The 25,416-nt window shown below is 35.2% G+C and carries 22 protein-coding genes and 2 pseudogenes; 1 reads left to right on the forward strand and 23 read right to left on the reverse strand.

The features are described from left to right. Nucleotides 1–175: 175 nt before the first annotated feature. The 12 genes and pseudogenes from IGJ14_RS08150 to IGJ14_RS08205 form a co-directional block, all read right to left on the reverse strand. On the reverse strand, nucleotides 176–1,159 hold the full coding sequence (locus IGJ14_RS08150) for an HNH endonuclease (protein ID WP_430607478.1): 984 nt from the start codon (nucleotides 1,157–1,159) through the stop codon (nucleotides 176–178). After that, nucleotides 1,143–2,825, reverse strand: a complete 1,683-nt coding sequence (locus tag IGJ14_RS08155; RefSeq protein WP_430607480.1) for a hypothetical protein — start codon at nucleotides 2,823–2,825, stop codon at nucleotides 1,143–1,145. The genes IGJ14_RS08150 and IGJ14_RS08155 overlap by 17 nt, the downstream gene beginning before the upstream one ends. 122 nt (nucleotides 2,826–2,947) lie before the next feature. Continuing rightward, nucleotides 2,948–3,262, reverse strand: coding sequence for a hypothetical protein (locus IGJ14_RS08160; protein ID WP_430607483.1), 315 nt, complete (start codon nucleotides 3,260–3,262; stop codon nucleotides 2,948–2,950). Nucleotides 3,263–3,656: 394 nt separating this feature from the next. Then, nucleotides 3,657–3,815: pseudogene (locus IGJ14_RS08165) on the reverse strand (tyrosine-type recombinase/integrase); the annotation flags it as partial. 246 nt (nucleotides 3,816–4,061) lie between these two features. Next, on the reverse strand, nucleotides 4,062–4,826 hold the full coding sequence (locus tag IGJ14_RS08170) for a DUF3427 domain-containing protein (RefSeq protein WP_019724033.1): 765 nt from the start codon (nucleotides 4,824–4,826) through the stop codon (nucleotides 4,062–4,064). Between the two features lie 458 nt (nucleotides 4,827–5,284). Next, nucleotides 5,285–5,446 (reverse strand): hypothetical protein, encoded by a 162-nt coding sequence (locus tag IGJ14_RS08175; RefSeq protein ID WP_104872297.1) that lies wholly within the window; start codon nucleotides 5,444–5,446, stop codon nucleotides 5,285–5,287. Then, the gene (locus tag IGJ14_RS08180; RefSeq protein WP_019724287.1) at nucleotides 5,439–6,113 is read right to left on the reverse strand and encodes a zeta toxin family protein; all 675 of its coding nucleotides are present in this window, start codon (nucleotides 6,111–6,113) and stop codon (nucleotides 5,439–5,441) included. Before IGJ14_RS08180 ends, IGJ14_RS08175 begins: the two co-directional genes overlap by 8 nt. A 1,567-nt stretch (nucleotides 6,114–7,680) precedes the next feature. Beyond that, entirely contained in the window at nucleotides 7,681–9,417 is a 1,737-nt protein-coding gene (locus IGJ14_RS08185) for a glycosyl hydrolase family 28-related protein (RefSeq protein WP_181265181.1), read from the reverse strand. A 273-nt stretch (nucleotides 9,418–9,690) separates the two neighbouring features. Next, nucleotides 9,691–10,704, reverse strand: coding sequence for an RnfABCDGE type electron transport complex subunit D (locus IGJ14_RS08190; protein ID WP_019724038.1), 1,014 nt, complete (start codon nucleotides 10,702–10,704; stop codon nucleotides 9,691–9,693). Next, nucleotides 10,701–11,990 (reverse strand): electron transport complex subunit RsxC, encoded by a 1,290-nt coding sequence (rsxC, locus tag IGJ14_RS08195; protein WP_019724037.1) that lies wholly within the window; start codon nucleotides 11,988–11,990, stop codon nucleotides 10,701–10,703. Before rsxC ends, IGJ14_RS08190 begins: the two co-directional genes overlap by 4 nt. A gap of 527 nt (nucleotides 11,991–12,517) precedes the next feature. Beyond that, nucleotides 12,518–13,408: a 6-phosphofructokinase gene (locus IGJ14_RS08200; protein ID WP_019724035.1), complete on the reverse strand. Its 891-nt coding sequence runs from the start codon at nucleotides 13,406–13,408 to the stop codon at nucleotides 12,518–12,520. 592 nt (nucleotides 13,409–14,000) lie between these two features. Next, complete coding sequence (locus tag IGJ14_RS08205; protein ID WP_019724034.1) at nucleotides 14,001–14,258, reverse strand: PqqD family peptide modification chaperone; 258 nt, start codon at nucleotides 14,256–14,258, stop codon at nucleotides 14,001–14,003. Between the two features lie 1,101 nt (nucleotides 14,259–15,359). Here IGJ14_RS08205 and IGJ14_RS08210 point away from each other — a divergent pair. Continuing rightward, nucleotides 15,360–15,818 (forward strand): helix-turn-helix domain-containing protein, encoded by a 459-nt coding sequence (locus IGJ14_RS08210; protein WP_029594287.1) that lies wholly within the window; start codon nucleotides 15,360–15,362, stop codon nucleotides 15,816–15,818. A 41-nt stretch (nucleotides 15,819–15,859) separates the two neighbouring features. Here IGJ14_RS08210 and IGJ14_RS08215 read toward each other — a convergent pair whose 3' ends face one another. The 11 genes and pseudogenes from IGJ14_RS08215 to rimP all read right to left on the reverse strand — a co-directional run bounded on the left by IGJ14_RS08215 (nucleotide 15,860) and on the right by rimP (nucleotide 25,392). Further along, entirely contained in the window at nucleotides 15,860–16,711 is an 852-nt protein-coding gene (locus IGJ14_RS08215; RefSeq protein ID WP_108144582.1) for a GRP family sugar transporter, read from the reverse strand. Between the two features lie 10 nt (nucleotides 16,712–16,721). Then, complete coding sequence (locus tag IGJ14_RS08220; protein ID WP_019724461.1) at nucleotides 16,722–17,507, reverse strand: glucose-1-dehydrogenase; 786 nt, start codon at nucleotides 17,505–17,507, stop codon at nucleotides 16,722–16,724. Between the two features lie 191 nt (nucleotides 17,508–17,698). Further along, a complete protein-coding gene (gene ribF, locus IGJ14_RS08225; RefSeq protein ID WP_430607491.1) occupies nucleotides 17,699–18,643 on the reverse strand; it encodes a riboflavin biosynthesis protein RibF in 945 nt (314 codons plus the stop codon). 7 nt (nucleotides 18,644–18,650) lie between these two features. Then, on the reverse strand, nucleotides 18,651–19,574 hold the full coding sequence (truB, locus tag IGJ14_RS08230) for a tRNA pseudouridine(55) synthase TruB (protein WP_108144584.1): 924 nt from the start codon (nucleotides 19,572–19,574) through the stop codon (nucleotides 18,651–18,653). Between the two features lie 639 nt (nucleotides 19,575–20,213). Further along, complete coding sequence (gene rbfA / locus IGJ14_RS08235) at nucleotides 20,214–20,561, reverse strand: 30S ribosome-binding factor RbfA (RefSeq protein WP_010735198.1); 348 nt, start codon at nucleotides 20,559–20,561, stop codon at nucleotides 20,214–20,216. Between the two features lie 24 nt (nucleotides 20,562–20,585). Continuing rightward, a complete protein-coding gene (gene infB / locus IGJ14_RS08240; RefSeq protein WP_375060626.1) occupies nucleotides 20,586–22,937 on the reverse strand; it encodes a translation initiation factor IF-2 in 2,352 nt (783 codons plus the stop codon). Then, nucleotides 22,932–23,072, reverse strand: a pseudogene (locus tag IGJ14_RS08245) (translation initiation factor IF-2 N-terminal domain-containing protein); the annotation flags it as partial. The pseudogene IGJ14_RS08245 and the gene infB, both read right to left, overlap by 6 nt. Before the next feature lie 12 nt (nucleotides 23,073–23,084). Further along, nucleotides 23,085–23,396 (reverse strand): YlxQ-related RNA-binding protein, encoded by a 312-nt coding sequence (locus IGJ14_RS08250; RefSeq protein ID WP_010735196.1) that lies wholly within the window; start codon nucleotides 23,394–23,396, stop codon nucleotides 23,085–23,087. Further along, the gene (rnpM, locus tag IGJ14_RS08255; protein WP_010735195.1) at nucleotides 23,393–23,686 is read right to left on the reverse strand and encodes an RNase P modulator RnpM; all 294 of its coding nucleotides are present in this window, start codon (nucleotides 23,684–23,686) and stop codon (nucleotides 23,393–23,395) included. The genes IGJ14_RS08250 and rnpM overlap by 4 nt, the downstream gene beginning before the upstream one ends. A 23-nt stretch (nucleotides 23,687–23,709) precedes the next feature. Beyond that, on the reverse strand, nucleotides 23,710–24,897 hold the full coding sequence (nusA, locus tag IGJ14_RS08260) for a transcription termination factor NusA (protein ID WP_019723218.1): 1,188 nt from the start codon (nucleotides 24,895–24,897) through the stop codon (nucleotides 23,710–23,712). A gap of 21 nt (nucleotides 24,898–24,918) precedes the next feature. After that, a complete protein-coding gene (gene rimP / locus IGJ14_RS08265) occupies nucleotides 24,919–25,392 on the reverse strand; it encodes a ribosome maturation factor RimP (RefSeq protein ID WP_019723219.1) in 474 nt (157 codons plus the stop codon). Nucleotides 25,393–25,416 lie beyond the last annotated feature (24 nt).

Below are 25,416 nucleotides of genomic sequence, written 5' to 3' on the forward strand. Positions count from 1 at the left end.
ACTTGAATGTCAATACTCACTATGTACTATTTTCATTTTAAATAATTTTTAGTATAGAACAATATAATAAAAAAATAATGTTGATACTAGATGATTATAAGCATCTAATATCAACATTATTCACTATTTTTTAGTGTCTCTTTTACTAGCTTTCCTGATGGTACATCATTAACTATTAGTATATAAACTTTTGTTCTTCCAATATAATATCATTTATCAATTTTGACAATACATAATCATCATAATCATTTGTAATAAAGCTATTAATTAATTGATCATATGTCAAGCCAAAATCATAAGCTTGATCTAAACTTTTCATATATGATGAAGAATAAGAAAAGAAATTTACTAACTCCTTATTTAGTTTGGTTTTATGCATACTATATCTTTCTTTCAAAAAAAACAAATCAATAAATTTATTAAGCGATTCTTTTAATCTATCTTCTTTTGTATAAAAATCTAAAGTATATTCGTCAGAATATCCTAATAATGCAGAGTAAAAATCCTTAATATCACTATCAAACGTTCTTTTAATATTAAACTTACTATATATATCATTATCATAAGGATACCAATCAAGTATTTCTAATGGTTCGATATCCCTTTTTAAAGATGAATTACATGTGTAACATGAAGGGACTAGATTATATAAGGACATTGATAATATAGGATGCTTACTTTTAGGATAAAAATGATCTAAATGCGGACGTATACTCTTATTATTCTCATCTATGCTATATGTGAATTGAAGATTACAATATGGACAGGTATTTACTTCTATACATTTACAAAACTCTAATGCGTTCCATACTCCGGAGTTATTAGAAAAATTTCTATATCCCATAATATTTTCAAGTTTCTTATCTATTGCTGATTTTACACCTGCTAACTCTTTATCTTCGTATTTAATCAATGTTCTATAAAAAATTTCTTCAATCTCTATCAATTGATCAAGAGGACTTTTAATGATAGAATCAAATTTTTTCGAAAAAAAGTCAACAATAAACTGCTTAGACTCTTCTGTTATATCCAAATCTTCATAACAGCTTAGTGTAATACATTTAAAATAAGTTGAGCTTTGACTGTAAGATCCATTTTTATTTTTTTTTTTTAAATAATTAATATGTTCAATAATTACCTCATTAGTTATTGTTAGCATCTGAGTTCCCTTCTAGTTCTTTGATACGTTGTTTTAAATATTCAATTTCCTTATTGGTATCAAAATAATTTTCCTTTCTTTTATCATACATTTCTTTTAATAGCCGGTTTCTAATTAAAGGCTCTCCAATAATATTGATAGCACCATATATATCCTCATGAGGATATTCAGATTGTTTTTTGTTAATCTCTTCATGTAGTAAGTTTATTTTAGATTTGGCATATTCTCCTACCATACCTCTTTTTAATTGAAAAGGATTATATAATATATCTTGGATATTAGCACCAAATGTTTTTTGTGTGAGTCTGGATAGTACATCATTCGAATCACTATTTAAAAGATAAACATCACAATTTGGTATGTCTGTAATTATAAAAGGAGAATGGGAAGCTAACAATATTTGAATAATTTTATTTGGAAACATTCTTTTGAAAAATTGTTTCAAAATATTTATAAACTTTATCTGTAAGCTTTGGTGGAAATGTAATTCTCCTTCATCAAAAATAATTAGTAGTATTTCTTCTTCAATTTCATGCTCTTCTGGAAAAAAAGAAAATAAGTTAAGCATAGCATATTCACCACTACTCATATCTCTCCAACTAAATGAAAGTGGATTACATACATATTTTATATTTTGCATTTCCCAAAAATAGTTTTCTATATTTTCCTCGCTTAACTCCATAGATACGATAGAATCATTTGGCTCATTTTTACAAATGTCATCAATCATCGAAATCATTCTCTCGGTATTGTTTAATAGACCAGCTAAACACTCACTAAAAATGTTAAACCCCAAATATCTTAAACTCTGCCTTTTATCATAAAATGGAGAATCTTCAAACAACTGCAAAACAGTATAAAAAATTACACTTACTTGATAAATTAAACTTTTCTTATTTTCTATATTAACACATAAAATTAAATTTTCTTTATTCTCAACCATGGTTCTATAACAATCTTCTAATATAGAATGAAGCCTTTTGAGAAATTTTTCATAACTAAAAATTTTTATAAAGTAATCATTACCTGTAAGTCCACGTAAACAATCTTCAGCCCATTCAATGATATAATTTTTAGAATTACTTGATTCAGTAAAATTTAAAATTGACTCATCATATAAAAAATCAAAAAATGAAATAATTTGAACAACTAAATAATTATATATATAAAAATAACTTCCTTCTTTCACCTGATTATTATTTGATGACTCACGAGAGATTTTTTCAATAGTTTTGACTATATCTCCTATAATCCTACTCTGTTTTTTAAGCTTACTTAAATTTCCAATTATTTCTTGCTTTTTATTTTGTATTAATTCAGTGAAAAATTGATTGAATTGTTTTTTTTCATCGGGAAAAGAAGTTTGTGAATCTTTAAGCCCAATCAAAGAAATGATAGAAGAAGAATCAAGTTCAAAAAAGCTACTTTTTTGAAGTGTTATTTCTATACTATTAATATTTGTATATAACTTTTCAAACTTACTTATCTTTTCATCCAAAGTTTTTAAATATTGGCTATATAGCAAATTTTGAATTTCTGAATTCACTTGGACTTGTAATTCCGAAGGTATATTAATAATACGCTCTACTTCAGTTTTGTATTTTAGTACAAATTTTAATTGGGCTTTAAACTCTTCTTTTTTATAGTTTTCTTTATAAGTATCCATTTTATATTTCAAAGTTAAATTGCTATCACCGCTAATTTCACTATATCTTTTACTGCTGTCAATAATATTGGAACTCAAAAAGATTTTAATTTTATTAGAGATCTTAGTTAGTTTCAAATTTGTTAATATTGGATTTTTAAGTTATTACTTGTATAGTACAAATTATCGTCTTCTTTATATAGTAAAAAATATCCATTGTCTCCTTTATTAAGAAGTGTAGAAATTATATTTTCCAATAATATTGATTTTCCCGTTCCATTTTCTCCAATAAAAGCACTTATACTTTTTATGTTATTTTGAAAGATAAAAGAAGAAAATTGCTGATTTTTTTCTCTCTTCAATTCATTGTTTTCTATTCGATAAAAATAGTCACTATATAAATTTAAACTAATTGCTTCTTTATTTGGTTGATTTATATAAATGTATATAAGTTGCATTTTTTTCCTCACAATATAAGTTAGTACACTAAAGAAATAATCAGATGTGTTTGAACAAAGTCTTTCATAGGCTTTATAGAGATGTTTATGATAAATTTTGATGAGAATATAATACTTTTATTCAGGGTACCAATTTCAAAAAAAATTATATCATATACTCAAAGTAATACATATAAAACAAAATATATTAATTTAGACTATCAAAAAATACACGGCAGTCACAGTAATAACAGATATGTTCACAAAATGGAATATGGATATAAGCAGAAACCTTATGTTCTGCGGATTTGTTTGTTTCTTTCATTAGTTTTTCTTTCTCCTTACGTCAAAAAGTCGTACCGCTTTTCGACCACTCTTATAAAAGCATACTATACGTATTTAGCAAACAAATCCACTAAAAAATCCAAGAATCGATTTCTTGGATCAGTTTTTCTTTAGTTGTATTGGAGACTTGGTTGTAAATTTCCAATGTAGTTTTCATGTTGGCATGCCCCACACGTTCCATGATTGCCTTGATTGGCATGCCTGCTTCGGCGAGTAGAGAGATATGGGTGTAGCGGAAGGTGCGGGTTAAACAATAAAATTACTATGATTATCGTTCAAATGATTAGTTCTATATAAGTATGTTTTTTGATTTTAACAGTACTTTGTTTTTAAGAACCGGACTACTTGACTAATTTCTGGATAAATAAAACCGTCTGTTATTCTAGACAGTTCCAATTCTTCTAAGATCTTTCTTTGTTTATTAGGTGGAATTCTAAAGAGAATTTATATTTAAGCGTTTCACTTCTTTTTTATACTATGAATTATATAATTTCGAATTCAATTGATTTTTCAGTTCCCCTACAGTATATGCAGGCCTCTTTCTATGAATCATTGCATGACAATTAGGACAAACAGGCTTCATATCTTCAATTGGATCAATTTCATAAGAATCATCAATTCTACTTAATTCTTTTTCATGATGGACATGAATAAACTCCTTTCCAATTTCTCCATATTTCTCCTCAAAATTAAAATTGCATACTACACAAGTGTAACCATAATGATTTAAGCATGCCTTACGTGCTTTAGGATCTCTTTCATAAACATTGACTTTCTTACTAATTTTTTTGCCTTCTAGAAATTTTAATCTTTCTATTGTTTGATTTTTAACTGTAGATATATCGTTTGATGGTATAATTTTCCATGTTATTGCAGTAGGTGTACCATCTTCGTAATCCATCATAACTCCTAATCCTTTATATTCAAATTTAGGATCATTACTATCTTCTCTAATGAAGATGTGAACTGGAAATTTTCCGCTGATCAACTTTTGTGTTGTTGGAGAATTAATTGTTGTGTTTCTTTTAGTGTACCAATACAGCCTGTTCTCGTCTAAACGATTTCCATAATCATGTCCAGTTCTGCCGGCTGTCGAAATATTAGCAAAAATAAAAAAATCTTCTTCGTGTTGCAAGTAACCAGTACTCCAGATCCCACCAATTTTTTCAGGTTCTATAAAACCTAGCTCTTTACGTATCTCTTTTCTCGTATACTTCTTTCCAATACTAAAATAATGCATAATATTATCTCCGACCTTTAAAATAGATAAAAATTTCTACAACATTGAATGTGTATTTATTTTTATTATATCTTAGATCACAGATTATTTTTAATTTTCATCAGAAAAAGTGTCTTTTACATCATAATCGTATACTAAATACCAGAAAACAGGACTCCGTGCTATTAAAAAAGATTCCCAAGAATACTACTAAATTAAGTAATACATCTTGGAAATCTAATGATTAGATTAGGAATTTTAATTACTAGAATCACAAGTATTGCATTATATCTAGTTTTCATAATGCACATTATCCTAAGTTACGATATCATAGGAGTTCTACTACAAGTAAAACTCAGCAAAAATGCATGAGATTATTCACTTCTATAGGTTTATCCCTTTTTTTGTAAGTCTCATACATTTTTTATACTATTTTTAAATGTGAATATAAAATTCTAGCCTAGAGTGGTTCAAAAAAGTTAATTATCCAATCCAACTAATTTCCGTTGTTTACGATTCGCTTCGTCCGCTACATATTTCATCACCGTTTTAAACTCTTTAGCGGTGGCATTTTCTGATAAGTCAGCAATACTTTTATTATATTTTTTTACTATTTGCTGTACTTGTTCTTTTTCAGTCATGTAATTCCTCCTCCAATTCCTCTGAAGTATATTGTACTGGTAGTACTAAACGAATATTATCTGCCGCATAATGTACTTCAGAAATATTATTTTTGTAGTCTTTGATCATGATATGAAGAACGACTTCAGGATATCTTTCCTTTACTTTTTCTATATTTTCTCTAGACTTGAAAAATGCATTGATAAAAATTTTCTTTGGTACATGACGTCCCTCAGCAACTTCACGTTTTCGAGTAAAATCCCAAGCAGTGTGTGGATCTTGATAAACATAAAAAATCGTCACACGAAAATTATTTTTCAACGCTCTAAGGATATTTTTTTCAGCACTAAGAATAGCAAAAGTAGCATCTAATATAAAAGAATAACCTTTTTCTAATACATATTTTAAGGATTGTTCCACCAACCAAGAAGAAGCTTTCTGAAAAACACTTGAATTCTTCCCATTGTATTCAGGAAATTGTGTTCTAAAGTAGTCAGCATCAATCACAACATGATTATCATAGTTTTCAGCTAAACCTAGTGCCACTTCTGTTTTACCTGCTCCTGGGCTTCCCGCCATAAAAACCGCATCTTTTTCATCATCAGGAATTTTACTCTGAATGATTGCTTCAATAAATTTATCTTTATTTAGCTTTGCATATTCTAAATATTGGTCGTTGCTTTCCAAAAAGTGCACCTTCTCTCATTGTGCTATTTCTATACTTATTATACGATATTTTAAAAAAAGAGATAGCGATAAATCTAATTCTTATAGGAGCTAGTTACAGTAATAACAGATATGCTCGCAAAATGTAATATGGATATAAGCAGAAACCTTATGTTCCGAGGATTTGTTTTTTCTTTCTTCAGTTTACTTTGAATCGAATCCATTTTGATTGATTATTAATTAGCATATCATTCATAATCTCACTGATTCTCTCCCCTCTTTTGACAGATATCAAAAACTTTTTTTGTGTATTTTGCGCAATCGCCAATAAAACTTTCTCTGTCTTAATATTTTTTATTCCTTATTTATTATAACCATTCACTAAAATGAGGAACTGTCTATGTATATGCTCTTTAAGGCTACCTACATTAGTTTCGATTTGCATAAATTAAAGATTGTACTAATGAAAGCGTAACAGTATTATGTTTATTGAAATCACAAAAAATCCTATATAGACATAAAACTTACATTTCATTAAATAGATTTTGCTTTTAAAATAGTCTGACCTTGATAAACTTTTCCCAAGGTTTTGTCGTACTAATTTTTTTATTCTCCATAAAAAGCAAATACCCATACTAAAACACATCATACTAAAAAAGCATAAGCTTATCCGAACCATTAAATATATCATTATTTTATACCTAAGACCTTCTATGTATGTAATGTTAAAGGTTTATTCCAAAAGATAACTATTATTTTTCTGACCATTCTAGCTATACCTTCTGTAATAATTCTCTTAACCATGGTTCATACTAGTAACAAATAAAATTTTAATCACAAAAAATTTTTAATCTTTAGAACTATTTTTCATAATATACAAAAAATCATGAATTGCCGTTAAACCATAAGCTTAATATAGCCTAATAACATCGTTATTATTTAAACTAATCATAAAAACTTATTTTGAACGCATAAACGTTAAATTTATCTCAATCAAGTATGATAAAATCAGTAAAACAAAAAAAGCCATACACATATTTCCTGTATGACTTCAGTAACCAATCCATTTTTATCCTTACCAACTAATCCTCTCTGTCTTTTATTCGCTTCATCTGCTACATATTTCATCACAGCATAAAAATTCTTTTGCTATGATAATCTCTACTAAATCAACAATACTTTTATTTTACATTTCTTGTACCTTTTCCTTTTCACTTCATAATTGTATTTTTATTTAACTGATTGATAAACTACTTAGGAAAAATAAAAATCAGTTGAACATCCTCCCTCTTTATACTATGTCTATAAAAAGAGGAAATGTTCAACCAACCTTGTTTTTTGGTGCGAAAAAATAGAAGAGATATGAGTAATTTCCTGCTTCTATTCTTTTGCCGAAATCACCTATTTAGCAAAGCTCATTAATGCCGCCTTTTCAATCGAAAATTAAGCGGTAAAACTTGGTGTTTCTGATAAAATGACTACTTGTGAATCTTTATCGGGCGGAAATATTTTAACTCTTTCGACTTTGGCTAGAAAGTGATATGCCCAGAAGTTTCAGCTGGTTTTTGAATCGCTTTAATTTTTTATATTATTGAAACAGGACTGTCACATTTGCAACCACACGCACTGTTCGTCCATTTGGATATGACAGCATTAGCTCTAGCTTATGTTGACCAACTTTTGATAGAACTTCAGGATTCAAAATAGTGATTTCAGGACGATCGTTTTCTTCTATATGGGTTTGCTCAACAAAATCAAATGGATCATAAGATTCACCTAAAATAATCTCAACCGTCCGGCCAACAGGAAATGCATCTTGTATTGGTATTTGCGTTTCTTTATATTGATCATACAACGTAGAATCGATCAAACTTCTCCAATCCTTTGGCATTTTTTCATACTCTGCTGAGGTCCAATACTCAACATTTAATTGACGATCAGATATGTCATCACGTGTGTTGCCAGAAACATACGTTGTCTCTCCTTTAAAACCTTCAGAGGCTTGATTCATGATCAGTAGCTCTCTACGGCGGTTGGCTGGAATGTTGTGATAATTGATAAATTTATTATCAATAAATACCCCATTGTATACGTTGTCCTTTCCAGTATGCCGATTATACTCTATCCCAATCGCGTATTTATCCTGCCATTCTTTAAAATCAAACACGTTATTTGCGACTAACCAATTCGATAACTCCGCTACTTGACCTTGAGCAAAACTATCTCCTAATCCAAATTCTGGTGTTTCATACATAATAATACCGGTATTACGTAGATAATTATTCATGATCGTGATGTTACGTCCTGATTTGAATTTAAATCCACCATAAGGTCCATTGTGCAATCCACGAACGTGATTGCCTACAACCTGTACATTCTGGGATCCTCTTAGATAGATGGCATGATCACCTACCACACCATATCGATCCTCGTTCTCGTACATTTGCTGGAAGAAGTTATCTTTTATCAAAACATTCTTCGAATTACTATATGAATTGACACCACAAGAAAGATAGTTTTGTTCGTTATGTTCAAGAGACATTTGTTCAGACTCCAACGCAGATTGTAGACGATTGATGGTTTTGATAATCTCAGGATTGCTAAAGCTCTTGATTGCCTCTAACTCATTGATCCGTAATCCAAATAGATTATCTGTGATCTGTACGTTTTCCATATATTCATATCTTCCAACCGTCGAAAAACCACCAATATAGATTGCCCGATTTTCTGTATCTGGCGTGGCATGTTCATGATCTCTCATAAATATATTATTTTGCATGGTCGCCCCATTGGATGTCTGTAGGTTGATCGGATATAAAGACACAGGATGATAAAACACATTATCATTGATGGTAATGTTATTTGCTAAACGCGTAAAAATTCCTACTCCATCAAAAAACAATAAATGAATCTCAATATTGTGGCTTGTCTGGTAATTTTCATCTGACAAATAAACGTTTTGTCCTGTTTCATTTTTCAATATCGTTGGATTCTCTTCTTCTCCTTTGATCTTGAGACCGCTTCTTAACACCACATTTTTATTGATGATATACGTACCAGTTGGAATATATAACTGTTTTGTTAAAGAATTGGTGTGATCAATAATCGTTTGTAATTGATCTGACTGATCTTCTAAACTCTCACGTCGCAACGCGTGCTCCCCAAAAATCGTCGCATCTGTTGCATCTAACCATTCGGTGTGCTGAACCGGAAAAGTTCTTTGGCCCTCTAACTCATTCGTTGCTTCTGCGTTTATATTTGCTGGTATGCTTATTAAAAACAGAACCAGAAAACATAACATCATTTTTAGTTGTCGTTTGTTCATTTGTCTCTCCATTCTTTTTAGCTGTGATTGGCTATCGTTCTAAACATGAAGTATTTGGGTGTTAGGTAACTTTTGTTTCAATACACTATAAAATAACGAACGATATCCATCTGTAGCGTAGCAGATTAATAAATGGTTTGACACTCAATAATTTCATTCACAGGTGAAATTATTGAGTTCTTTCGCAAAAAAATATAGTTGAGTAGCAATTTAACCTTAAAATACCCGACTAAATTTCTCTAGTCGGGTGACAGTCATATTCATTATAAATTATCACTTGAAGCTTGATAATCCTTTTCTATTTTCTTTATCAATTATCGGTGTTATCTTAAACCCTTTTTCACCATACACCCGATGCATCGTCCACTGATCGATGAATGGTACCGTTAGATTCATAACAACAATCGCTACGCCGATACCGCCTGGCAAATCTAAAACGATTCTTAAAACGGCACACAGGACACCACAGCCGATAGCGAAATAATATTTCCCTTTATCGGTTGCAGGTGAAGTCGTATAGTCTGTTACCATGAAAACAGCTGCCATAATCAATGCTCCACTGAGCAAATGGGCTGTAGCAAAGCTAAAATTAAACCCACTATAAATTAAAATCGCTAGATAGAAAGAGCTTAGGGTCAACAGAGGAACGAATGGATGGATGATTTTTCGCACGATCAAATAGCCCCCTGCAATCAATAAGAGCAGTTTACTTGTTTCCCCCATTGGACCGCCTAGATCAATCCCTAAGAAAAGTTTCCACCATTCAGGAGTAGTTGCGCTGATTTCTCGAGAAAAATGACCAAGTGCCACAAGCGGCGTCACAGTTGTGATCACATCTGGTCCTGGCGCGATCCAATTGGTGATCCAAGGAGATAAAAAGAGCTTTAACAGGACTCGTGCTGCTACTGCGGGATTGATCCAATTCCGTCCTAACCCACCTCCTAGTTGCTTTACAAGGACGATAGCAATAAAATCCCCGACAAGTACTGTCCATAAAGGTGCACTAGTAGGCAATGTCAAAGCTAACAGCCAACCAGTGATCACAGCAGTCAAATCACTGACCGTGATCGGTTGTTTACTCGCTTTTTGGATAATCGCTTCAAGTAATATACATGTGATGATACTGGTAATGATCATTACTAACGAACGCCAACCAAAAAAGTAAATAGCGCCAATCGTTGGAAATATAAGGGCAATCAACACTTGTTTCATTTTCCATTGGCTTGTCCAATCATTACGGATATGCGGACCATTGATTGTTCCGCTTCCTAGAAATTTCGTACTCATCCTTTTGCCTCCATGATCTGATTTTTTACCGCTCTGATATCTTTTAATAAATCGATTTTTGAAGGACAGATAAATGAACAAGCACCACATTCTAAACAATTCAACGCGCCTAACTGTTCAGCTGTCTGAAGATCCTGATGACGGTAGGCTTGACTGATCAAGATTGGATGCAGACCGATTGGACAAGCATTCACACACTCGCTACATTTGATACACTTTTGTTCCTCAGGTATCATTGCCTCTGCTTCTGACAATGCTAAAATCAAATTAGTTGTTTTTGTGACTGGTTCATCTAATGATTGGATCAGTTTCCCCATCATCGGCCCACCATTCAATACTTTAAGAGGTGATGACACAAACCCACCACAAGCATCAATCAATTCCTCTACTGGCGTGCCGATTCGAACACGTAAATTTTTTCCTTCTTTGATTGGTGTACCTGAGACTGTTACTACTCGTTCAAATGAAGCGATTTGTTTCAGCGCAGCACTAAAAATACTGTGTATCGTCGCTACATTCAATGTGATCACACCGACATCAAAAGGGAGTTTACCTTTAGGGATTTCCTGAGATAATACATGCTTGATCACTAATTTTTCCGCACCTTGAGGATATAGATCGCCTAGGATATGTAACTGGATTCTTGGATCAATCAGATGCTTGCGTAAATGTTCAATCGCTTGTACAGATGATTTTTCGATCGCAATCCTTGCTTTGGGGATTTGATAAGTATCCAAAATGATTTGTATACTCTTCATCATTTGTTCGGTATCTTCAATCAATAGTCTTCTATCACTAGTAATAGAGGGTTCACATTCTGCCGCATTAATGATCAAGGTATGGATCTTTTGTTCTTCTTTAGGTAGTAGCTTTATGTCAGTTGGAAAGCCAGCACCTCCCATTCCTATGATTCCTGCATTCGCTACGATGTTATGTAAATCTTTGTTTTTTGTATGTAATAATTCCATACGATCAGAAAAGTCATTTTCTATGATGACTACCTTAGTTGACTGCTGATTGATCATACGGTTCTCGATTTTTCTTACGACTCCTGCCACTGAACTATGCACATTGGCAGATATTCTTCCATCTTTTTCACCAATGACTGTTCCAATTGCCACTTTATCGCCTACTTCAACGACAACTTTAGCAGGTTTTCCAAGATGCATAGACATTGGTAAAATAATTTTCTTCGGTGGCGTTAGTTTCTCGATGGCTTTTTTTGCTGTGTTTTTCTTTTTATCAAGATAAACACCATTCCACCGTTTTTTTACTATTATTTTCATTTTCATTCCCCTAACGATAGATAAAAAAGTAATAAATCAAACCGATTGCTACTAAAGCTAACTGCATACCTAATCCGATCCATTCGTATTTTTTTCGATAACTAATTTTTTTCATTTCTCCCCCTATGATAACAATTATTTTTTAATATAAAACAGTTGTTTTATTACTATTACAAACCTAACTAAATAGCATATATTTTTATATTTCCATTTATATAGATAAATGGTTAGTAAAAAACCTATTGACTATTTAAATGTATGTGCAAATAAAATAACTGTTTTCCATAAATATAATAACATGATGCAAAGTGATTTAAAAGATTATTTTATAAAAATTTTTATCTTATCTTTTTTACTAAATAACAACAATAAAAAAGATCCCAACTCAAGTGTCGATGTGAGTTGGAATCTTATGGTCGACCGATAGCGAGGAAAGTTCATCGATCCTAGCTTGATCAATTCCTGCTTTCTGAAAAGAATGGCGTAAAACGCAGGGCTCTATCCTGTAATCATATACTTACTCATAGTTACTTCACCACTTGTTTTTTCACATGATGATGATAAGGAGATTGTTCAAGCAACACTTTCCCATGCGAAAAATACAATTCAGCATCCAAACATTGACTGTCTTTAAGTAAATCGATCAACGCATTTCCTAATTTGATCACTGCAATACGATCAAAAGCGGTGATCATCGACTGGCCAATTGCTAAATTATCTAAAACGATGCTTCGGTAGTCTGATAAAGTCGGACAAAATGTTTCAACAAAAGATTCGATTGAACTAACTGAACGGTTCAATAAAAAGTACATGGGATGACTATTCATATGTTTCAAAAGATATTTTTTGTTATTCGTTAAATCAAGTTGATTCGCAATACAAACATCGATTTCATTTGTCAAAGATAATTCTCTTGTCACTTTGCCTGTGATGGTATCGTCAATTTGGATGAAGGTTACTTTTTGATGGGAATGTCCAGTATCAACGATTCGATCAATCACTTTTGTTACTCCGTTGATAAATGTATCTGATCCTACTGTATAGTCACCACTTGGGTAATCAAGATAGTTAGATACTGGTACAGTGACTACCGAAAGCCCTTGGCTACGTAGCACATTTGCAAATTCGACACTCGAAGTACCACCTAAGACTATGAAACAGTCGTAATTTTCCTCTTTCATTGATTGAATAAATTGATCCTTAACATAATCCGTTTCTGTACATAAATAGGAACAATCAAATAAACGCCAGTTATTTGTCTTTTGATCAAGTTTCGTTTGAGTATATTGTTCTTCAAAGTAATTGATTGCGAATAATTCAATTTCTTGTTCAGGTATGGAAAGCACAAGCTGTTCCACTAGCCCCTCTCCCCCTTTTACATATCCTTCTATTGATAAAATCCCAAATTTTTTCGCCATATTCATTTTCCCCTCACTATATTCGTCCATTGATTTTTAATGCTAAGTCAGTTCCGCTACCTATCTTCACCAGTAATCTTCATTTCTCATGTCGAGCAAATAAATAGCAGCTGGATGTAACCGGTATCATTCCGCAATAAAAATTTTTATAAAAATTACTTAATCTTTCGATTTTCATACGATACAGCTAGTATCTTTCCGCTATTTCTATTTAAGTAAAATATACCATATTTATCCCAATATAGCATAGAGGTTTTTTCATTGATAGAAAAAAGCATAGTAACACTACTTTTCGTTTACCACCAATCAGTTTTTTTATGTCTTTGTCTCCCATCGTCAGCAAGAAAGCAATGATTCTATATAGCCAAGTTCAATGGTGATCATCGAACCTGACTATATATATACCTTTATACAAAATAAATAGACCGCAAGTATGACTTGCGATCTATTTTATCGTTCGATAACTCAAAATAAAACAGCTTTAAGCTTTTTTGCACCTTCAGCTGTAACAGGCATACTTTCTTGGTAGCAAACAATTAGAGCTGTTTGATGTTGAATCATCAAACATAGAGTTAGATCATGTGACTTTCATTTAACAAACGATCGATCGGTTCGATAAATCTGTTAAAAAATTTTCAATAAATAAATCAGTTACTTCTTTTGTATGTCCATTTGCTTGTTTGAACTTTTCTTTCACTTTTTGTTTAATTTCTTGGAGGGTCTGTTCCTTTTTCAGAAGCTCGAAGATATACGTCGCTACTTCATCCTCCAATAGCAGGATTCCATCATCTGATGACAAGTAGATTATTTTTCCTAGTTTTTCATAAGCGATTGTTTTGCTCAATTTCATTTGTTTTTCCTCCTTGCATATAACACGGTAACCAATATTTCTTATATTGCTCGATTTCTTTTGACAGTATGTATTCGAATTTATTTGTGTTCTGAAGCTTACTTTACTTGAACTGTCTTTTCATAAGTATTAAATATTACTCGTTCTTGTTTTCAAAGATAATAGTCTTACTATTCTTGTTGGGTGATTGATTCCTGCATTTATTTTACATAGTAGAGAAGTCAAAACCGAATAAGTAATAGTTCTCATCTCAGGATGTTATGTAAAAACATAAGATTTCCTATATAGATCAGGTGTGTCCTTACTAGCTAATCTTTGTCCTCGTTGATTTTTAATTAATCATTGTGAGGCAAATCATAGACGAAATAATTTGCCTCACAAAAAGGGAATTTTTAGGAAACTAAAGTTAGTCTATATAAAAAAGGGGAGTTTTTTAGTGTGCTAACTTTGTTTCTACCATAAAAAAGAACGGTGTAAGCTTTGGTCCATTTGTTAAGCATCTAGAGCAATCACATGACGTTACTTGGGTATAACAGTCATTCGATTTTCTGAGATACCTTTCTCAGTTCCTTTTGGCTAACTATCACTGTCCTCCTCTCTAGTATTTAGGAAAAATTTTCTCTTTTTTTCCTAACATTAGTATAACGCGATCAATACAAAAGTCAATATATTTGTTAGGAAAATATAGGAATAAATTTATTTCTCTTAATTATTTCACCTTAGATGTTTTCATCGATCGTAGGATTTATGCCATCATACTGAAGAGTAACTGACCATTCGATTTTGAAATATTTTCGAGTTCCAAAGTAATGTCTAGAAAAAATTTTTCGATGATTGACGTTAGACTTGATATTTAAATTGTTGATATTCTTGCAAATTTTTAAAAACATAACAATAATCTTCAAAACATATGGTCTTAATGCTTTATATTGAGTATAATAATTTGAAAGATAACCTTAATTTTTCTCTATTTATTTATCATATCAAACTACCTTTTATATAATTGATAGGGAAGTAATAACATCAATAATTATTTATTTAACACATACTTGGCGATAGTTTTTTGTTTCTATCATTCAAGAAAATGGGGGAGGCAAACTGATGAAAAATTATTATTCAGTCAATGAACTTGCAGAAATTCTAGGAGTAACCACTCGTTCTGTACGGAACTATTTACGCGAAGGGAAACTACATGGAATAAAAGTTGGAGGAAAATGGAAGTTTTCAGAAGAAAATTTGTCGGAGTTTCTACAGTTCTCCCTTAAAACTAAACCAAGCTTCATGGAGTCTGATCAACCAATAAAAAGTGCAGTAGTCCTGAAATTCTACCTTCAATACGAAACTTTGGAATCTTTGCATCAATTTAGAGATTGTATGATCAGCTATCATCAAGACGTTTATTCAAATAAAAAAGATCGTTACTTTTTTTATAATGTTTTAGATGATACATGTGCGGAATTTATTATTAGTGGAAATTTCAACTATGTTCAAAGTTTCGGTACATGGTTCAACGAAGCTGTTTCAAAACAAACCGATATTTCGTTGACCACCCCAAAATAAAGCAGTGTAAGACATTCGATTAATGTCTTACACTGCTTTATTTAAATCAATACGGTGATCATGCTTCCGCCAACTATCAGAGCTAAGCCGATCAAAGTGTACCTTAATTCTTTCTTGCTCTTCTTTTCGTGCAAAATAACCATACCACCTAGTGTAGAGATCACTACATTCAGTTGCGTGATGATATAGGCAGTGGCCACTCCATTGGCGCTAGCTGAAAATATATAAGCAAATGCAGCTAAACTAAAAATGACTCCGACGATCGTTGCTTTCCAACTTTTTCCATCCCCGTAAGCTTTTGGTTGCTTCAAGACTACGTAAATAGCTGCTGCTAAGAAAACACCTAACATTTGTGGAAAGAAGATGGCAACACCGTCTGCATTGACTAATTTAGGTAATGCACTGTATACCCAATAACCAATACTCGTAGAAGCAAGAATTGAAATTCCTTTAGTTATTCCGCCTTGTTTACTTCCTCCATCGCTTACTGCTGTCAACGCAGAACCAATCACTAGTAAGACGATCGCCACTCCACCGATCACTTTTCCTGTTGTTCCTGCCCATTCGCCAAAAGCGAAAACACCGATCAGTGACGTTCCGACAAGCTGCATCGCAGTAGAAATGGGCATTGTTTTTGATACACCAATCAAATTGAACGTGGTGTATTGTCCGATTTGGCCAATGACCCAAAATGCTCCCGATAAAAGACTGATCAAAAATGTAGTAATCGAAATACCACCGGGTGACATGAACAATTGAACAACTAGACCAACGAGTAACGCGCCAATACCCGTACCTAATATTTCATTGGTAGGACGCCCACCGATTTTTTTCAAAACCAGTGGTTGGATCCCCCAGCCAATCGCTGGTATTAATGCAATTAAGATTCCCATCAATCAATCCCTACCCTTTCCCACCTTGAAATGAAGGATAAAGAGTCATACCACCGTCTACAAACAATGTGATACCTGTGACGTAGCTTGATTCATCTGAAGCCAACCATGCAGCCGCAGCCGCAACTTCACTTGGTTTTCCGATACGTTCCATCGGGATCATGCTTTCTGTCGTTGCTTTTTGCTCTGGATCATCAAATTTTTCGGCATTGATCGGTGTTTTGATTGCTCCTGGTCCAATACTATTGATACGTATTCCTTCAGGTGCATATTCCATGGCTACACTTTGTGTGAATAGTTTTACCCCACCTTTTGAAGCGGCATAATGTGAAAAGGTCGGCCACGGGATTTGTTCATGGACAGAGGAAAGATTGATGATGTTTCCTTTTACTTTATATTTCTTGAAATAATTGATAGCAGCTTTTGTTCCTAAAAACACACCAGTCAAGTTGACTTGCATCACGGTTTCCCATTCTTCCAAGCTTAATTCATGCGTTGGCTTTTGGTTTTCCGTTCCAGCATTGTTGACCCAAACATCCAACTGACCATAGGCTTCTATCGCTTGATCAATCAGAGTCTGCACGCCTTCTTCTGTCCCCACATCAGCTTTGACTGCTAAAGCTTGACCTCCAGCTTCTTCAATCGTTTTTACTGTTTCTTCGGCTCCATCAGCATCAGAATGGTAATTTACAACGACTTTCATTTTCTCTTCTCCAAAACGCTGAGAAATGGCTGTACCGATCCCTTTGGACCCGCCAGTTACTACAGCTACTTTCTGTTCTAATTCTTTATACATAGAAGACACCCTTTCTTTTATCACATTAATAACAAATTTTTTAAAACATTCGTTATTAGCTATAAAGACAGTGTACACTACGCAGTGTAGGTGAAAGCAAATCATACGCACTAAAAAATTCTTTCCAAAAAAAGAAAGCCCTTCAGCATCACTGATCGGGCTTCTTCCTTATTCTCGAATACGATATTGGCTCACTCAACATGTTCAAAAAAATCAGCAGTTGCTTGTTCGTCAGCTTTCAATTGTTCGATCAGAGCTTCTGCTCCATCAAACTTCACTTGATCTCGGATAAATTCGTGCCAACGAATGTAGACATGTTCTCCATAGATATCTTGGTCAAAATCTAGAATATACAGTTCGACTGTCAATTCACGTCCATCACCGAACGTGTCGTTATGACCGATCGATCCCATCGCTGGGTACCACGTGTCACCGATTTTGATTTCACAAACATAGACACCCACTTTTGGTAAATGCACGGTGCTTTTGACTTTGACATTGGCTGTCGGAAATCCTAATAAACGACCACGTGCGTCCCCATGGATGACCACACCGTCGATTTCATAAATGTAACCGAGTAAATGAGCCACACTCGCGACATCCCCAGCATCCAAGTCTTGACGGATCCGTGAAGAACTGATTTTTTCCCCTTCTTGTTGCTCTTTTGGTACAGTGACCACTTCAAAGCGACCTTCTGCATAACCAGGAAGATGAGGAACATCCGCAATTTCTTTTGGACCATACGTATAGTCAAAACCAGAAACAGCATACTTAGCATTGAGTCCCACAATATATTGATCAACGAAATCTTGAGGGGCTAAGTGGGCAAAAGCAGAAGTAAATTCAATTTCGTAAAGATAATCGATACCAAGTTCTGCCATTTTTGCTTCTTTTTGTTCTAACGTAGTCAAGTATTTGACACTACTTGGATTGATTTTTTTAAAGACGATTGACGGATGTTGATTAAATGTCATCAGTGCCAATTTCAGACCCTCTCTTTGAGCAATCTCTCGCCCCGTCTCAATCACTTTCTGATGTCCTAAATGAACTCCGTCAAAGAAACCTAAGATCAATACGACGTCTTCTTTCGGAATTTGAGAAACTTGATAAGGGTGTCTGATTTTGATGATTTCCATTTTTACATTAAACCTCATTTCTTAAAACTTTACTTGGTTTCAACTTATTTTTTTCTTTTGGATTTGGTTGGTAGATACTCACTACTTTTCCTTGATAGAAAAGGGCAATTTCTTCTGATGGCATCTCTGATAAACCGAATACTTGGTAATCTAAACGCATACCATTCTTGACTTTCTGCCACACTGTTTCATCGATATCGACCTGTTTGAACTTTGCTACACCTGTTTCAATGGGTAATAAATATTCGTCGATCGTGCCATTTTCCATATATGATGCTACTTCAGCTAAAGTAATTGCTTGGGATTCATCCATGCCAGCACTAGCTGTTCTCGTCAAATCTGACATATGCGCCGGATAGCCCAACTTACTCCCCGTATCAACAGCCAACGTCCGAACATAGGTGCCTTTGCCACATTCGACTTCAAACCGCCACGAAACGGTCCCTGCTTCTTTTGACCAGATGATTTCGCTCGTTCGTTCAAAACGATAGATCTGTGCCTTGCGAACAGGTCGTTCCACCGTTTCATTGTTTCGCGCATATTCATATAAACGTCTGCCATTGACTTTCACAGCCGAGTACATCGGAGGGATCTGTGTGATCTCACCGACAAAAGCAGCCATTGCTTCATCTACTTGGTCCTCTGTCAACGCTTCAATTACAGCTCGCTGTTCGACGACTTCTCCTGATTTATCTTCAGTCGTCGTACTGTAGCCAAGTGTGATTTCTCCTTTGTAGGTCTTCCCCGAATCCGTCAGATATTCAATGACTTTAGTGGCTTTACCAATACAAATTGGAAGAACACCATCTACATCAGGATCTAATGTCCCACCATGTCCGATTTTCTTTGTATGTAAAATTTTTCGTAATTTGAATACACAATCGTGGCTAGTCATGCCGCGTTCTTTCCATAAAGGTAATAAGCCTTCCATCTTTTGTTCTCCATTCTTTTAAGTATTAACTGAATTATTATAACACATAGGAACAATAACTGACGGGATTGATCCTTAAATGTACGATTATTTTGTTTTAGAAACATAAACGTAACAAAAGTTCACACTGTTGTAAATAGAAAGGTGGTATTCTTTTTGTAAAGGAGGGAGCACCTATGGAAAATCTTTTCTTTGCACCTTTTGATTGGTTATACAAGTGGTTATCTGGTAAATGATCGGATGATTCTTTGATCAGTCAATTCTCATATTTTGCTTTTATGATGAAACATGTTTTCCCCAAAAGCGGACAATTCAGCGATGATCATCTGCTACGAATACAACGAAAAAATTCGGAAATGGCACTTTCAATTTTTGATTCTTTCGTTGTATTTCGTCTTGCTCTCACTAGTGTCGAATGAAAATATACAACAAAAAAACAGGGAGTGGGACATTAGTTCTCTCCCACCACCTAAAACCGAATAAACGGCGGGAACAGAAGTAACCTCTTCGGAAATAAGGCGCCATCCACAAAAATTTGAAGAACAATTTTCGTGGATGGCGCCTTATTTCTCGAGGCTGAACACTTCTGTCCCGACCTCTGTTTGACCATTGATACGAACGAGTCAACTCGTCAGAACATTAGTCTTTGTTCAAATTACGCAATAATTCATCGATGTGGTTACCATATACAACTGATTCGTCTAGCTCAAACGTCAATTCAGGTGTTTTATAAATGCTCATGTTATGTCCTAATTCCCGACGAATCAGTCCACTTGCTTTATTCAACCCTTCTTGCGCTTTTTTCTTATCTGAGGCTAAGTCAGATAAAAGGCTATAATAAATCGTTGCTTGTTGCAGATCACCTGTGACATGCACATCTGTGATCGTTACGTTTTCCACACGTGGATCACGTACCTTTTTGCGTAAGATATCATTCACTTCTTTTAAAATTTCTTGACCGACTCTGCGGTCACGATAGTTAGCCATATTGAGCGGCCTCCTTTTTTTAAATTAGTCGACTTTGATTTCTTCCATGATAAAGCCTTCGATAACATCGTCTACTTTAAGATCATTGAATTTCTCAACCATTGCTCCACATTCAAAGCCCATTTTCACTTCTTTAACATCGTCTTTGAAGCGTTTCAAGCTTGCTAATTGTCCTTCGAAAATGACGATGCCATCACGAATGACACGCACACCGCTATCACGACGAATGTAACCATCAGTGACAAAGGCACCAGCGATCGTTCCAACTTTTGATACTTTGAAGGTTTCACGGACAGTCATTTGACCAGTGATTTTCTCTTCAAACTCAGGATCTAGCATCCCTTTCATCGCTGTTTCGATTTCTTCGATGGCTTTGTAGATGATACGGTGAAGACGGATATCCACTTCTTCTGTATCTGCTTGGATTTTCGCTTGTGGTGTCGGACGAACATTGAAACCAATGATGATCGCATTACTTGCCGCAGCAAGCGTCACATCACTTTCATTGATTGCTCCAACAGCTGAATGGACGATCTTGACACGTACGCCTTCAACGTCGATCTTCTTCAATGAAGCAGCTAATGCTTCTGCTGAACCTTGTACGTCAGCCTTGATGATGACATTGACTTCTTTTAATTCGCCTTCTTTTAAGCTTTCAAACAAGTTATCCAATGTTACACGACTAGTTGCTGCACGTTGTTCTAACATCGCACGTTTGCCGCGTTCTTCACCCGCCGCACGAGCTGTTTTCTCGTCTTCAAAGACAACAAAACGATCGCCTGCTTGAGGTACATCATTCAATCCTGTGATTTCAACTGGTGTTGCTGGTCCAGCTGTTTTTTCACGGCGTCCTAAGTCGTTGACCATTACACGTACACGACCGTAAGTGTTTCCGACAACGATTGGGTCTCCAACATTCAATGAACCTTGTTGAACAAGTAATGTTGTCACAGGACCTTTTCCTTTGTCTAGTCGTGCTTCGATCACTGTACCGATTGCACGTTGTGTTGGATCAGCTTTTAAGTCTTCCACTTCAGCGACTAAAAGAATCATTTCTAATAGTTCTTCGATATTTTGACCGAATTTCGCTGAGATTTCTACAAAAATCGTTTCGCCACCCCATGCTTCAGGAATCAATTCATATTCACTTAATTCTTGCATCACATGTTGTGGATTTGCACCAGGTTTATCGATTTTGTTGACTGCAACGATGATTGGGACACCAGCTGCTTTCGCATGGTTGATCGCTTCTACAGTCTGTGGCATTACGCCATCATCTGCGGCAACAACTAAAATCGTGATATCAGTGATACTTGCACCACGCGCACGCATACTTGTAAAGGCAGCATGTCCTGGTGTATCCAAGAATGTGATTGGTTTGCCATCGATATCGATTTGATACGCACCGATATGCTGTGTGATACCACCGGCTTCTCCGCTTGTTACACGTGAATGACGTAAAGTATCTAGTAAAGTTGTTTTCCCATGGTCAACGTGACCCATGATCGTTACAACTGGCGGACGTGAAACTAATTTTTCTGGATTCACTTCATCCGCTTCAAAGAATTTGTCGATATCCGCGATATCTACTTGGATTTTTTCTTGTGGTTCCATACCGTAGTCTGTTGCTAACAATTCGATCGTATCTTTATCTAATGCTTGGTTTTGGTTGACCATTACACCTAACATAAATAATTTTTTAATGATCTCTGCTGGTTCGCGATGAATTTTCTTCGCGATATCTGCAACGTTCATACCTTCTGTATATTCTAATACTTCAGGTAACTCACGGAATTTACGTGGTGGGACTGCTGGCTTGTTTGACGTTTGTTGTTTGCCTTTTTTCCCTTTTTTGTTGAAACGATTGCGGTTGTTATTGTTGAATTTGCCGCGATTGTTGTTGTTTCTATTTTGTCCACCGCCTTGGTTCGCTCCTTGACGGTTTTGGTTACTGCCCTGAGTGTTTCCTTGGGTAGAGCCTTGGCGGTTTTGGTTGCTACCTTGGCTGTTGGTAGTTCCCTGACGGTTTTGGTTGCTACCTTGGTTGTTTCCTTGGGTAGTTCCCTGACGGTTTTGGTTACTGCCTTGGTTGTTTCCTTGGCGATTTTGATTATTGTTTTGAGTATTTCCTTGACGGTTTTGATTGTTTCCACCTGTCTGATTACTCTTATTCTGATTTGTTGATTGGTTTTTTCCTTGATTCACTTGACCGCTCCCTTGACCGCGATCTTGATAGTTGCGGTTACTTTTATTTTTTTGTTGGTTCGATGGTTCGTTTGTTTTCTTTTGGTTACTTGGCTGTTGTCCGGCTGGTTTTTGGTTTGCTTTTTGTACTGGTTGCTTTTTCTGCTGTGGTTGGTTGAACGCTTGTTGCAGTTTCTTTTCATCTTGTGTGCTGACTGCACCCATGTGATTTTTCACATCGATTCCAAGTTTCTGCGCTTTATCAACGACCTCTTTACTAGACTTGTTCCATTCTTTCGCTAGTTCATAAATTCGTTTATTGCCCATGCAATCACCTTCCTAACCTTCAATTAGCTCCTTGACCTTTTTTGCAAAGCCGGTGTCCGTGATTCCTATCACTTTCCGAGGTTTACCGATCATCTGCGTGATTTCTTCCTCAGAAAACAGCTCAAAGCAAGGAACTTCGTAGTACGAACTCTTATCTTTGATTTTTTTTCTGGTATTCTCACTGGCATCACTTGCGACGAAAACGATCTTGGCTTTTTGGCGACGGATGTCTCCGATCGTCAATTCTTCACCTGTGATCATTTTCCCTGCACGCATCGCTAGACCAATAAGATTCATGGCTTTTTGCCGATTCATTCCATTCATTCGCCAAATAGCTCTTTTCGGGCTTTTTGGTGAGTGACGTAATCTAATAGTTCTTGATAAAATTCATCTGTTAGCTTAGCTTCAAGTACACGATCCAAGAGATGTTTATCCCAAGCTTGTTGTACTTCCTCCGGCTCAAGTGAGACATACGCTCCTCGTCCAGGCATTTTTCCAGTAGGATCGATCGATACCACACCTTCTTTTGAACGTGTGACACGAATCATCTCTTTTTTTGGTTTCATTTCACCTGAAACCACAGATTTGCGTAAAGGGATCTTCCTTTGTTTCATCTCTTTGCCTCCTTCACTAGCAGTTAAATTTCTTCTTGTTCAGTTACTTCAGTTGTTTCGTCTTCAAACGCGATTGTTTGATATTCATCATCTGTCAAATCTGATTGGATGATTGCTTCATCGTGTAATTCTTCAGAGATCGCTGCTTCTGCCTGAGCTTTTTTCTCATAGAATTCAGTCATGTCTGACTCTGATTTGATGTCGATTTTGTGGTTCGTCAATTTGGCTGCTAGACGCGCATTTTGTCCGCGTTTACCGATTGCCAATGACAATTGATAATCCGGTACAACGACCGTACAAGCTTTTGGATTTTGTTCGTCAAAAATGACATCCACGACTTGTGAAGGATTCAATGCGTTCGCAATGAACACCGCAGGGTCTTCATCCCACTCAACGATATCCATGTTTTCGCCCTTCAACTCATTCACGATTGCTTGGACACGTTGGCCTTTAGGACCGACACAAGTCCCGACAGCATCGATATTCGGATCAGTTGAGCGAACAGCCACTTTTGAACGATCGCCTGCTTCTCTAGCAACGCTGACGATTTCAACAAGTCCATCATAAACTTCTGGTACTTCTTGTTCGAACAAGCGACGCAAAAGATCAGGATGACTACGGCTAACAAAGACTTGAGGGCCTTTTGATGTATTCTCAACACGAGATACATATACTTTGATACGATCATGTGGTTGATAGAATTCATTTGGCATTTGGTCTTGTTTTGATAGGACTGCTTCGATTTTACCTAAATTGACATAGATATAACGTTTGTCTTGACGTTCAACGATCCCTTGCATAATGTCTTTTTCATAAGCACTGAATTCGTTATAGATGATCGTGCGTTCTGCTTCACGTACACGTTGCAAAATGACTTGCTTCGCTGTTTGAGCAGCGATACGACCGAAATCTTTTGGTGTGACTTCAAAACGGATCTTGTCACCGATCTCGTAAGCAGGATTGATCAACAAGGCGTCTTTCAAAGATACTTCTAATTGTGAGTCCATCACTTCTTCGGTGACTTCTTTCACTGCATAGACATGGATCTTGCCTTTTTTTTGTTCAAATTCTACTTCTACGTTTTGTGCTTGCCCGTAATGGCGTTTGTATGCAGAAACTAACGCAGCTTCTAAAGCGTCGATCACGATTTCTTTTGAGATTCCTTTTTCAGCCTCTAAAGCATCTAACGCGTTCAACATTTCTTTACTCATTCTTCTGTTTCCTCTCCGTGATTAAAATTGGATTGCTAAGCGAGCTTTGGCAATATTCTTACGGTCAAAAACAATTTCTTTTTCCCGTGTCTTTATGCGTATCTTCAATGTAAGCTGTTCAGCATCAAATGATTGGAGAAACCCTTCGTATTGTTTTTCTCCGTCAACTGGTTGATATAAAGACACATGGATATACTCTCCTCGTGCTTTTTCATAATCTGCCTCTTTTTTCAAAGGGCGTTCTGCGCCTGGAGAAGATACCTCTAGGAAATATGCTTGTGGTATCGGGTCTGGCTCTGTCGTATCAAGTTTTTCACTTAATTTTTCACTGACAAATGCGCATTCTTCAATGTCGATTCCGCCTTCTTTATCTATAAACACCCGTAAAAACCAGTTTTTTCCTTCTTTGACAAATTCTACTTCTACTAGCTCAAACTTTTGTTCATCTAAGATCGGTGTCACCATTTCTGTGACTGTTTCAACGACGCTACTCAAAGATTTCGCCTCCTTAAAATTAGA

It is taken from the genome of Enterococcus sp. DIV1304_2 (assembly GCF_050555445.1).
Lineage (GTDB): Bacteria > Bacillota > Bacilli > Lactobacillales > Enterococcaceae > Enterococcus_B > Enterococcus_B pernyi.